We start from the raw sequence: 12321 nt of genomic DNA, 5'->3' as shown, positions 1-12321 counted from the left end.
GTCAGCGGCTACTTTTGCTATTACAATTTTATTCATTTAACCGAAAATTTTTAACCATGAGCTTCAAAGCAAAACTGAGTGTTGCCGGTAAAGATTATAATGTGCTTAATGCCAGCTACGACCTCCACCAGGAAGTGGACGCCACCGGCCGGCCCTCGTCTATTACCCGGGGAGGCAAGATCTATGTTACCGTGGAAAGCACCCAGGAGACAGAGCTTTTTGAATGGATGTGCAACAACTTTGAACGCAAAGACGGCAGTATCGTATTCCTGAAAAGAGACTCCGACGCGACCATGAAAGAGCTTAAGTTCAAAGAAGGCTACCTGATCAAGTTTGAAGAGGTCTATGCTTCCGACAATAAAAACCCGATGATCGTTAGCTTCGGTATCTCTGCCAAAGAGATCTCAATGGGCAACGGCACCCATGTTAACGAATGGGTATAAACCCCAATGGAAGAGATTCTGCGGCGACGGCCCCTCCTGCCGCTGCCGGCGCTCTTTGTCTGTGCCCCGGCGATCCGGATCACATATGCTTTCCATCGTTCTTATCGTCTGACGGTCACCGGGCGGGTCACCGCACAATGCCGGCTCTTAATCCGAAGTTCTCATGAGTAACAAAGTCAAGATAACGATCAGCGGGCAGGAAGGAGAGATCCAGTTTTCCAGCCTTATGATCAGTCAAAGGCTCTGCGATGTCAATTCCTTTTCCTTTATCTGGCGCGATCAGCAGGACCAGGAAGTTACGCTGAATACCTACAAAGCCTTTTACGATAAGAACCTGGGCGCGGAAGTCAATATCGGGATCGACGAGCAGTTTACCTTCAAAGGACTGATACAAGGTATCAGTTGCTTCAACCAGTATCAACACAACATCGAGTACGAGATCACCGGAAGCGGTCTTCCGGCAAGGCTCGACGGCATGCAGCACTGCACTAGCTGGAGCGGCAAAACGCTCCAGGAGATCGTTAGAGACATTGCTCCGGCCGACCAGATCAAAAACGAACCGACCTGCAGCGAAACCCTCTACTATACGGTCCAATACAACCAGACGGCATTTGAATTCCTGTCGATGATGGCCGCCCGGCACGGTCAATGGTTCTTTTATGATGGAACGAAAATGGTATTGGGTAAACCGGAAGGCATGGCCAGCCCACAAAAAATAACTTTGGGCAGGAACACCGTTTTCGATGTACGCATCCGTGCCCGTATTTTCCGGCCCGAAGCCAATATCGTTGGCTTCGATCGCTATAAGGGCGAAAAGACCGCGCACAATAAAGATGTACCCGATTACGGCGGTACCGGCCTTGTTGATACCGGCGCCAAAAAGGGTAAAGCAGTGTTTGGCAAGGAATACCTGGCACACTACGTCAATTCCGCGAACCAGAATCTTATGGGTAAAGAAAACGAGCTGCACCAACACGCGCAAGCCGCCGCCTCTACCTTCCTGCATGCCAACAGCTATCTCTCCCAAATCAGGATCGGCAGCGCCATTCAGCTGGAAGAAAGCAACGGGACCGGCGCAGGCACCTATATCGTCACAGAGATATATCATTCCAGCAGCGGTGTGAACAATTACCAGAACCAGTTTAGCGCGATACCGGCCGAGAACCAGGCGCCGCCTTATACCAACCCCGATTTGTATGCCTGGTGCTACCCACAGCCGGCTGTGGTCAAACAGAACGAGGATAAGGATGGCCTGGCCCGGGTGAAAGTCCAATTCCCCTGGCAGCCGCAAAACGAGACCTCGCCCTGGTTAAGCGTTGTAGTGCCCCATGCGGGCAATGGAAAAGGCTTTCGTTTCCTGCCCGAGCTGGAAGACGAGGTCATGGTCGATTTCGTGAATAACAATGCGGAACGGCCCTTTGTCATGGGCGCTGTATACTCCGAAAAGAATAAATCGGGTGTACCAGCCGATGGCAACGACGTTAAGATCATTGGTTCCCGCACAGGAAGAATGATCGCCATCAACGATAAGCTGGGCATGATCACCCTTGTCGACAATGTATTTGAAAAAGATGAGTACGGCCTGCAGCAGACGAAGAATCCAAGCAATGATATCGCACTCGTACGTAAGGGCGAAGGCGCCGACGATATTTACCTCTCCCTGAGCTCCAATAAAGACGATGACAACTGGTCGTACCTCCAGTTTACCAATGGTAAGGAGTTGAGGCTATCGCTCATCAGCGATGGCGAAAATATTGCCTCCTTACTCTTCAGCAAGGATGGCAAGAAGATTAATATCCATTCCAAAGGTGTGATCAATCTTTCATCCGATCAAAGCGTCAATATAGACTCTGGTGAGATAAATCTCAACGCGCAGTCTATAAACCTCAACGCGAAACAGAAGATCACGATGAGCGGTAAAGAAGCTATAGAAGCCGCCGGCGGACAGGTTGCCATAAAGGCCGATACCGAACTCAAGCTGGAAGGCATGCAATCTGAAGTAAAAGGCAGCACTATGCTGGACCTGCAGGGCGGTTCGCTTGCCCAGCTACAGGGCAGCCTGGTCAAGATCAATTAATACGGGCAATATGCACTATTTCTGCTACGATACGGCCATCAACAAAGAGTATACTTTACTGCTGCTGCAGCAATCGTACCTTGCTCATCGTTGCCTTTTCGAAGGAACCAAAGACAACCAGCTCTGGGATGTAGCACCCTGGCTTTTTGCTATCGGCGACGATATACCCGGCCTTTACGCGCACATCCAGGCAGATCCTCTCGCTTCGTTGGAACGGGCCACCATATTCGAATCCGGCCTTGACCTGGTAAGCCTGGCCACTTACCTGCAGGAATTCATCTATTATACCGAGGCGGGCAAAGAATATTTCTTCCGCTTCTGGGATGCTGCCGTTATGGACAAATATCTTGTCTCCTGCAGCCCGGTGCAGCTGGATATTATCTACGGCGAGGCCTTACAGGCGATCTGTTGTGCACCCGATGCGCAGCATATCCGGCGGTATACCTTCCGGTCGGGGAAGCTTCACAGCACAGACCTCATAACAGACACAAAGGAGATACAGCCGCTTCCGGCCGCCGAAATAGCACCCGCTACGGAGACGACAGCCCGGAAGCCGCGGAAGTTCTTTATCGATTAGCACAGGAAAAACAAACAGGATATGGGCAAGCCCGCAGCAAGAATAACCGATATGCATGTATGTCCTATGGTAACGGGGATCGTGCCGCATGTAGGCGGACCCGTCACCGGCCCGGGCGTACCCACAGTGCTGATTGGCGGACAACCCGCTGCGGTAATGGGCGACATGTGTACTTGTACCGGGCCACTGGATATGATCGCCCTGGGTAGCGCAGGCGTGCTGATCGGTGGTAAGCCGGCTGCGCGTATGGGCGACATGACCGCTCATGGCGGCAGTATTGTGTTAGGCCTGCCTACGGTGCTGATCGGCGAAGCGGGTAGTGGGGGCGGAGGCGGGAGTACAGGCAGCGGAGCGGCAGGCGGACAAGGCGGCGGTAATGCCACTACGACCAGCAATGCGTTGAATAGCCGGAACCTGAAGGATGCAGCAGAAAAAGGCAGCGACCTTGCCGCCCGGAACAGTAAAGAGGATATCCAGGTAAAATATACCCTGATCGACGAAGCCGACCAGGGCATTGCCGGTGCGAAATACGAGATACGGACAGCCGACGGGGCCGTACACAACGGCAAAACCGACAGCTCGGGAGTAACGCAGACCCTGTCGGGCTATAGCAGTGCCGAGTGCAGTATTACCTTCTTCCGTAAAGGCTAGAAGAAAATTATTAAAATGTTGATCTATGGTCATATGCCCGGCAATGGTGAATTAAAGTTGATATCTGTTTTTAGCTCGGGTGCGCTGGCCACAAAAAAACAGCGGAGCATTGTTTTTTTGCCGCCTTATTTCTTTCTTTTTTGGCGGAGCAAAAAAGAAAGAAATATTGCCACCAAATAAAAGGACGAGTAAAGCAAAGCGTGCCAGCTAGTATTTATAGACGTACAAAACTTTGTTTCCTTTATCCGGATAGTCGCTAATTATTAATCATCAGGAACAGTATATGCCACCACCGATATCACAGCAGCAATCTTCGGGCATGGATAAAAGCGGCGACCACGGCGCCCTTGCAGAAAATACCCATCGCGAGACCGACCTGAGGCAGATCGTTGTCTTTATACGGGAGAAGGCCCCTGGACCCGCTTCCGACAGCCTGGCCGGCGCCAGCGCTTTGGCCGGCGGCGTTGCCGGTGCTGTAGAAAATGCTGCGGCTGCCGTGGAAAACGCGGCAGCATCCATCCCGGGGCTTAATATGTTCCTTAAGGAAGAAAAGGACAAAAGCAGCGACGCCGACCAGGCGGCAAAGAACAAGTACAAATATTTCGAAGACTACAGCTCCTGGGACAAGGTAAAAAAGGATTACAATACTACTTTACCGGAAATGAATGACCAAAGCTGTACCCTGCTGTACGAGTACAATAGCAAGGATGCCGCCGGCAGAAAACAGGATGCGCAACAGCTGCACAGCCAGATCGGGAGTAAGCTATCGGGCTGGACCGGCTATAGCACGGCTTTGCACTTCGTGGGTCTCGACCAGGGCGGTAATATCGCCGCTGAATGCACCCGCCTGCTTAACGAAGACAGCAGCTTCAGCGGCAATGCAAAATGGTGGCTTCAATCTGTCACTACTATAGCTACACCGCAATATAGCAGCCTGCACCGGATACAGGCGGCCGCCTTCAAAGGAAGAGGCAGCGCCCTGCATTTCGGCAATCGCAACGATTTTACACAACAGGCTATCGCTTTTTTCGAGCCCTCCGACAAGCTGATTGAAAAGATCAAAGACGCCAACAAGGGAACGCTTTCCATATTTACCGGTAAGATCAAGATGCATACTATCCAGGCCCTGGCCTGCGTGATGAAAGGCGTAGGCACTTCGGGCCAGTCGCCACAGCAGCTTTACGATGGGGTCAAGGGTGAGGTGGAGGGCCTTGTCGGCGGCGTGATCGATATTGTAAAGCAATTGGTGGGCGAAGGTATCGGGCTATTTCAACCCGGCGATATAAGTCAACTGAAAAACATGATGAATGGTTTCGATGCGATCCCGGGCCGTTCTGCCAACAGGCTGAAACAATTTTTTGCCGACCTCCCCGGCCGTTTAAAGCGGGAAGGAAAGAAAGCATTTGGTGGCGGTGACGACGGGCAGGGCGCGCAATTCGGTCCACAGATGCTTATGGGTATGTTCAATTGCCTGTGCCCGCTGGTCGACGGCATCAGCGACAGCCTGGCGCTGTTCCGCTACGATAGCCCTGCCAGTGTAGAATTTGCCGGAAAAATTATCGAAAGCGCCGGCGTTACACAGGTGCATGTTCCCGGCGCCTATAACGTAACGGACCTTGCCGTAGAGCCGGCTATGACGCAGGGCAGTACCGTGCCGGGACAGGCGGCATCGATGATGAACAAAGTGCGGCAGCTGCTGATTACGGCTACAGAAAACAAGGAAAATAAAGCTACCGTCGCTGTGAGTGATATGAATGATAAGCAAAAACAAGCTCTGGCCGAAGCGATCTTCGTTATGGCCACACCCATGCTGCCATCCAAGAAAGATTTCTATGCGCGCTTGCTGAACATAATTCCTTTAAGCCTGAACGAATACCTGGAAAAAGCCGACGGCAATGTCGCCGCGCAAAAGATCAATACGATGATCTCGGGAATAGGGCTCATGCTGCCACCGGAATTGCAACAATCTTTAAGCCGTAACAAGAGCGAGGTAAGCCGCGTGGCAGGCTTCTTCAACAAGAGTAACTACCCCGTCGACAAAGGATCCGATACCCTGCAATACGTATACCAAAGCCATAACCTGGCATTGCAGCGTTGTTACGGCGCCATAGGCGCGGCCCTCGACAAGCAGACAGGCGTGCTGGATCACATGAAGAGCAAGGGGTATAAAAATACGGTTACCCAGGAAGAGCAAAAGTATGAGCTGGAAACCTCCTCGGAGAAAAGTAATGTACGCAGTGCACCTCAGGTAAATTAAGCGTTCCGGATCCCTATGAAAAAGATCATTATTCACGATACACGTTTAAGCGGCCAGGTCTCGCCCTACCAGGCCGATCGTATTTTTGGCTCCTCCAAAAAGCGCAGCCTGAAAGAGATCTTCAACCGTACCTACTGGCAGGCGCAGAGCTATAAAAAAGATAATCCCCGCGAGCAGTGCGAGGTGGAATTGTGGTGCCATGGGTTGGAACGGAAATATACCGACGATACGCGTAACCAAAAGGGTGAGCGACGTGATGAGATGCGTGGCGGGTTCGGAATGCTATTGGGCACAGAAAACCTGGGCACGAACAATGTCCAGGAATTCGCTTCGCTTTGGAACAAGGAAGACAAAGCCATTGACGTCATCACACTCAGGGCCTGCAGCATTGCCGATTGTTTTCCCGCCAACAAAGGAATATACGGCGACGGGCAGCAATTCTGCCTGGCGTTTGCCAAGTGGGCCAAAGCCGAATTGTATGCCTCTTCGGTGCCACAGCTTATTGTTTCGGATGATTACAAGCCCTATAAAGTTATCGACCTGATATCCGATCCCAGCCGCAGCTTCGAGTACATGCGGCAGAAAGGCTGGTCAGGATCAGTATACGTATTCAATAAGACCGGTCGTCCCGAATCGGACCTGGTTACACTGGGAGAAGGCTTTAAACCTTACGATACCACGCTCGATGTTGCCAAGGCACACCCGGTGCCTTATAAGCCAGGGTTTTCGGATAAGGTCTCGGACTGGTTCAATTCCATATCCGGACGGCCGGAAGGCACCTACCCGGCGATTTACCGCTAGCCCCCTAGCCTCCGGGGTCTGTATTTACGTCTTTTTACGTATTTATTCTGCCCCGCATTAAGTCTATTTTTGTAAGCATAGCCCAACTTATTTTTTAAAAGCCTAAATCGACATTCCATGATGGACAATAATTACGGTATCGGCGGCAACGAGGTAAAGACCGATGCCAGCGAAGCCTTCGGCGATATTCCCCAGAACCGTACCCTGATGGCCGAAAAGCTGACCAAGGATGCCCCGGTAAAACCGGAAGTAGTACATGGCCTGCAAACGATCGAGCAGGTATTTGCTCACTATAAACCGGAACTGAACGTGGATTTCGAGGATGCGGACGGCGTATCGCGTAAGGAGACCTTACGTTTCGGCGACCTGGGCGATTTCGGCACACGGGGCATTACGGGGCAAAGTGAATTTCTGAAGGATAATGCCGCTCAGAAAGAAGAATACCTGAAGATCATCAAGCAGCTTAAGTCCAACAAGATCCTGAAATCTGCGCTTTCCGATCCGGAAGCCAAACAAGCGCTGCTGGATGTGATCAAAGGCATGATCTCGGAGCTGCAGCAAAACAAATAAAATTAATCCGCTACCGGATGCTTTGGATCAAATGGTATAAATGACGGTGGCTAAGGTCAGACAGGCGCCGGGATCAAAACTGCTTTTATGCCCGGAATGCGGTTAATCCCGAATATAATACGGCCGCGGCCGGTAAAAAAAATCTGCAACATGGCTTCAGTATTTGGAAAAGTAAAAATCGGCGATACGGAATATACCTTGTTAAGCTGCAGCTACAGCATATCGCAGCCCACAGATGCCTATGGTATTCCCAACGATATTCCCCGCGGCAATCTCATCAACCTTACTGTTCAGACCAATGGCGTGAACTCCTCGCTGGTAGAATGGGCCTCGCAGCCCAAGCTGAAAAAGGACGGCCAGATCACCTACACCAATATCGAAGGCTCCAGCGGACAGACTTTCGATTTTTATGATGGCTATTGCGTTTTCTACGGGGAAAGCTTTTCGGCTGGCTCCAACAACAATTCCGATGCAGTAATGGCATCGGTTACCATATCGGCAATGAAAGTATTGCTGCACGGCCTTTACGCCGTTACCATCCCGGGATTCGAGAACCTCGGATCGTCGGGAAATACCTCTTCGGGGGGCGCTAAATCGGATAGCAATGTTTCCAGCTTTATTGCCGATTGATATCCTACCCGGCCTTATGGCTGCCTGACTTAGGTGAGAATGCCTAACTTCGGGTATGTATCTTTTGCAAACCCCGAAGTTGCTGCGCGCGCTGGCGCCCTCCTATGCCGAATGGCAGATGCCGGCGCCGGCACAGGATCCGAAGGTATACCTCACTTTCGACGATGGTCCCCATCCTGTTGCCACTCCCTTTGTGCTCGATCAGCTGGCACATTACGAAGCCAAAGGCACCTTTTTTTGTATTGGCAAAAACGTGGTCGAATACCCGGAGATCTATGCCCGCATCCTTCAGGAAGGCCATAGCGTGGGTAATCACACGCACAACCATCTCAAGGGCTGGACGACCAAAACCAAAGACTATATCGAAAATACGCTTCAGGCGGCTCAGTTTATCAACAGTAAATTGTTTCGCCCGCCTTACGGCCGCATCAAACGCATGCAGGCCGGGAAACTGCATGAGATGGGTTACCGCCTGATCATGTGGAGCCTGCTGAGCGCTGACTTCGATACGGCGCTGGAACCCAAACGCTGCCTGGAAAATGTGGTCTTCCACCTCAAACCCGGCGATATTGTGGTGTTTCACGACAGCCAGAAAGCCTGGGACAGGATGAGCTATGCGCTGCCACGCGTGCTGGAGCATTGCAAAAAGAACAAATGGCAGGCGGCAGCCCTTTAAGTATTTGTTTTAGGACGGATTTAAGAAAACGCTATCCGGTACAATAAGTAATTTCGGTAGCATATCCCCTTACCATGCGTAGCAAAACCATTTTCAGGATTGCCGGCGGTGCACTTGTGCTTACCGCGGCAACCGTATTCGCCACCGATCGCTGGGTTACCGCATCGACCCGGAAACAGCTCTACAGCGACACACAACATATTCCACATAACAAAGTAGGCCTGCTGCTGGGCACGACCAAATTTCTTAAAGGCGGCTGGATCAATTATTATTACCAATACCGAATCGATGCGGCCGTTGCTTTGTTCCAGGCCGGGAAAATCGATTTCATCCTCATCAGCGGCGACAATGGAACGGAACATTATAATGAACCGGAGACCATGCAGGCCGATCTTATCGCCCGGGGCGTGCCTAAGGAAAAGATATTCCTGGATTATGCCGGCTTCCGTACACTGGATAGTATTCTGCGCTGTAAAGAGGTCTTTGGCGAAAACAGCATCACCATTATTTCCCAGCCTTTCCACAACCAACGCGCCCTATTTATTGCCAACCACAAAGAGGTTGCTGCTATTGGCTTCAATGCCCGCGACGTGAATCGCTATGGCGGCCTGCGTACACAGGCCAGGGAGAAACTGGCGCGGGTAAAGATGTTGCTGGACCTGGCCTTCGACAAGCAAGCCAAATTTTATGGCGAAAAAATAAAGATACAGTAAGGACTATAGTTGCGTTACACTGATACCGGTCATCTTCCGGTACAGGTCGATCGCATACAGGTCGGTCATACCCGACAGGTAATCCACTACCGACTGCAGGTTGCTGTACAGGGCTCCTTCGTCTTTGCTGATGGGGAATTGCTGCGAAATAAGCTGCAGCAATTTAAATGACTTGGAACGCTCCGGTTGCAGCACCGCGCCCACAAACTCTTTCAGCAGAGCACCGATAATATGATAACCGGCGATCTCGATCTCTACTACGGGCTTATGGTTATACACATTGCGGTAGGAATAAGTATTGACCTCTTCAAGCAGGGCGAGATAAGAAGCAGGTAGCAGGTCCATGAGCGAATGCTCCAGCGTCCCGCTCAGCAATTGTGTTTCGTGCTGCATAAACAGGCCGGCCAACTGCTGCACCATCAGCCCTATCCATACGGCGCGTATGTATTGCACTTTCTGATTCGGATCGTTGATCCGCTGCAACTGGGCGCTTACCGCTTCAAAATTGTTGTAACCGGTCTCTTCTTTAAAGAAAGGAAGGAAAAGCTCCTGTATTTTCTCCAGTGAGGTGATACCCAGTCGGTGCGCATCTTCCAGGTCGATCACACGGTAACAGATGTCGTCGGCCGCTTCGGTAAGGAATACGTAAGGATGACGTACATAGACCTGGTCGAAGTCTTCGTTCCTGAGTATGCCGAGATGGGCCGCGATTGCTTTGTACGTATCACGTTCCGAATCGAAAAAGCCCGATTTCTTACGGCTGATTAGTCCCGATGCTTTATTAAAACCCTCCAGCGATGAGCAGGGATACTTGACTATGGACGCGAGCGTGGTGTGGGTAAGGTTATAGCCACCCGCTACCGGCTCGTTGAAGTTATGGGTAAGGATACGGAAGGCATTGCTGTTGCCTTCGAACTTATGAAAGTCGCGGAGCTGGTTGGGGCTGAGCCGGTCTTCAAGCAGCCGTGCGGCAGGGCCTTCCAGCTCGGTAAAGTAGGACCGGATCGCATCTTCGCCGGAATGGCCAAAGGGCGGATTGCCGATATCGTGCGCCAGGCAGGCCGAAGAGATCACGGTTGCGAGCTCGTAGCGGTAAAACTCCCGGAAGGCCTCGCCGGCCTCTTTATATTTATCCGCTATTCTTACGCCTACTTCTTTCCCCAGGGAACGGCCTACCGAAGCTACCTCCAGGCTATGGGTAAGCCGGTTGTGCACAAATACGGGCCCGGGTAATGGGAACACCTGGGTTTTGTTTTGCAGCCTGCGGAAGGCCGATGAAAAGACGATACGATCGTAATCGCGCAGGAAGGAAGTACGGAGCCGGTCGGGGTTTACCACCTTGTCCGGGGCATCGCCGCTGCGCCTGGCGCTGAAAAGCCGCGCCCAATCCATGGTCTGTTGCATGAGGGCGAAGGTAAGCAACAGGAAGCAAATTTACAGACCGGCATACCGGTTTTCTACCTTGGACGGGTTGGTAGCTATGCGCTACCGATGAGCGTATACACAGCCATATCGGAAAACGATCCGTTGAACCATATCCGTTCCCTGAAATGCGCTTCCTTACGGAAGCCCAGGTGGCTAAGCAGGGCGATGGCGCCCCTGTTGGCGGGCGATACTTTGGCCTCGATGCTATGCAGCCGCATGGTTTCCATACCAAATTGAATAATGGCAGATACCGCCTCCAGCGCTATTTGCCTGCCCCACTGAGCTACCGCCAGCTCGCCCCCGATCTCTGCCCGCAGGTTGGGGTAGTCGATACTGTTGAAGCCGCAGGTACCGATCATTGCGCCATGATCTTTCAGCTCGCCGGCCCAGCCAATGCCCTGCTGCTGCTCAAAAGCCGCTATCGTTCGCACAACCAGCACCTCAGCCTGCTCCTGTGTGGCCATAGCCTCGCGGGCAATGAATTGGTTTACCCGGCCGCTGGCACGCATGGCCCTTATTGCAGACGCATCGGCAGGCCTTATCTCACGCAGCAGTATCCGTCTCGTTTCCAGTACCGGAAAGGTCCCGAAAACGGCTTTGTTGATTTCCATAGATGCGATTACAAAAAAAGAGCTGCCCCCAATGGTGCAGCTCCCGTTTTTTATTTTTTGTCGAGATAGAGATCGAAGGTATCGCCTCTGAGCCCGATACGCATAGCTTCCAGCGGTATGATCTCGTTGGGTGCAATATTGCCCAGGTTCACATTGCAGCCCAGCAGTTCCAGGAAGTACAATTGCTGTGCTTTCTGCGGCGCCTCCCAAATGATCTTTTCGGCCGGTATCTTGGTCAGGATCTCCTGTACCAGCCCTTCGCGCACCTCACCGGTACCGCGGTAGATGCCGATATTACCGGCTTCACGGGCTTCAGCGATCACATAAGAAGAACCGGCGCTAAGCTCGGCCGACATCTGCTCGATCCATTTATAAGGCGGCATCACATGCGAAGCATCTTTGGAGCCCACTTCCGACAATACCGTAAATCCATCCTTAACGAGACGCTCGATATAACGGCATTTTTCTTCGTGGGGAATAGAGACCGAGCCATCGGATACTTCCACCAGTTTGACACCAAATTCCTTCATCGAAGCGGTGTAATCGTCCAGCTGTCCGCGAACCAGGAAAGCCTCAAATAAGGTGCCCCCAAAATATACGGGTATATGATGCTTACCGTAGATCTCCAGTTTTTCTTTCAGGTTGTTGGTGACATAGGCTGTGCCAAAACCCAGCTTGACCATATCGGTATAAGGGTCGGCCACGGAAAGAAAGTTATTGACATCGGCAATACCCATTCCTTTGTCCATGACCATAGTGAGCCCATGAGAACGCGGTGCTTGCGTGCGTTCCGGGATCTGTTGGAGGGAAAAATTCATAAAATTTTTTGCTTGTTTAATAACCGGCGCTGGGTTTACTTAAAACAGTGTGAGGGCAAAAATAAGGGATAA

Annotated in this window: 13 protein-coding genes; 10 read left to right on the top strand and 3 right to left on the bottom strand. The window is 51.7% G+C overall.

Features of this window, described 5'->3' with window-relative positions; all coding sequences use genetic code 11:
* The first annotated feature begins 56 nt into the window (after positions 1-56).
* The 10 genes from tssD (DZK30_RS10270) to DZK30_RS10225 all read left to right on the top strand — a co-directional run bounded on the left by tssD (DZK30_RS10270) (position 57) and on the right by DZK30_RS10225 (position 9395).
* Positions 57-443 (top strand): type VI secretion system tube protein TssD, encoded by a 387-nt coding sequence (gene tssD / locus DZK30_RS10270; protein WP_118974060.1) that lies wholly within the window; start codon positions 57-59, stop codon positions 441-443.
* 163 nt (positions 444-606) lie between these two features.
* Positions 607-2520: a phage baseplate assembly protein V gene (locus tag DZK30_RS10265; RefSeq protein WP_118974059.1), complete on the top strand. Its 1914-nt coding sequence runs from the start codon at positions 607-609 to the stop codon at positions 2518-2520.
* A gap of 10 nt (positions 2521-2530) precedes the next feature.
* On the top strand, positions 2531-3097 hold the full coding sequence (locus DZK30_RS10260) for a DUF4123 domain-containing protein (protein WP_118974058.1): 567 nt from the start codon (positions 2531-2533) through the stop codon (positions 3095-3097).
* 21 nt (positions 3098-3118) lie between these two features.
* Entirely contained in the window at positions 3119-3748 is a 630-nt protein-coding gene (locus DZK30_RS26235; RefSeq protein WP_205529411.1) for a PAAR domain-containing protein, read from the top strand.
* Between the two features lie 283 nt (positions 3749-4031).
* Positions 4032-6005 (top strand): hypothetical protein, encoded by a 1974-nt coding sequence (locus DZK30_RS10250; RefSeq protein ID WP_162903007.1) that lies wholly within the window; start codon positions 4032-4034, stop codon positions 6003-6005.
* Positions 6006-6020: 15 nt separating this feature from the next.
* Positions 6021-6806, top strand: coding sequence for a hypothetical protein (locus tag DZK30_RS10245; protein ID WP_118974056.1), 786 nt, complete (start codon positions 6021-6023; stop codon positions 6804-6806).
* A 117-nt stretch (positions 6807-6923) separates the two neighbouring features.
* The gene (locus DZK30_RS10240; RefSeq protein ID WP_118974055.1) at positions 6924-7376 is read left to right on the top strand and encodes a hypothetical protein; all 453 of its coding nucleotides are present in this window, start codon (positions 6924-6926) and stop codon (positions 7374-7376) included.
* Positions 7377-7526: 150 nt separating this feature from the next.
* Positions 7527-8006 carry a type VI secretion system tube protein TssD gene (gene tssD / locus DZK30_RS10235; RefSeq protein ID WP_118974054.1) on the top strand — a complete coding sequence of 160 codons (480 nt, stop codon included), beginning with the start codon at positions 7527-7529 and terminating at the stop codon, positions 8004-8006.
* Positions 8007-8061: 55 nt separating this feature from the next.
* Entirely contained in the window at positions 8062-8682 is a 621-nt protein-coding gene (locus tag DZK30_RS10230) for a polysaccharide deacetylase family protein (protein WP_118974053.1), read from the top strand.
* Positions 8683-8756: 74 nt separating this feature from the next.
* Positions 8757-9395 (top strand): SanA/YdcF family protein, encoded by a 639-nt coding sequence (locus DZK30_RS10225; protein WP_118974052.1) that lies wholly within the window; start codon positions 8757-8759, stop codon positions 9393-9395.
* Between the two features lie 3 nt (positions 9396-9398).
* On the opposite strand, the gene dgt is transcribed toward DZK30_RS10225, so the two are convergent.
* The 3 genes from dgt to DZK30_RS10210 all read right to left on the bottom strand — a co-directional run bounded on the left by dgt (position 9399) and on the right by DZK30_RS10210 (position 12249).
* Complete coding sequence (dgt, locus tag DZK30_RS10220; protein WP_240432898.1) at positions 9399-10799, bottom strand: dGTP triphosphohydrolase; 1401 nt, start codon at positions 10797-10799, stop codon at positions 9399-9401.
* Between the two features lie 74 nt (positions 10800-10873).
* Entirely contained in the window at positions 10874-11431 is a 558-nt protein-coding gene (locus tag DZK30_RS10215; protein WP_118974051.1) for a GNAT family N-acetyltransferase, read from the bottom strand.
* Positions 11432-11481: 50 nt separating this feature from the next.
* Positions 11482-12249 (bottom strand): phosphosulfolactate synthase, encoded by a 768-nt coding sequence (locus tag DZK30_RS10210; protein ID WP_118974050.1) that lies wholly within the window; start codon positions 12247-12249, stop codon positions 11482-11484.
* Between the last annotated feature and the right edge of the window lie 72 nt (positions 12250-12321).

The organism is Taibaiella koreensis, assembly GCF_003545715.1.
GTDB classification, from domain to species: domain Bacteria; phylum Bacteroidota; class Bacteroidia; order Chitinophagales; family Chitinophagaceae; genus Taibaiella; species Taibaiella koreensis.
This window is presented reverse-complemented; position numbering and strand designations above follow the sequence as displayed.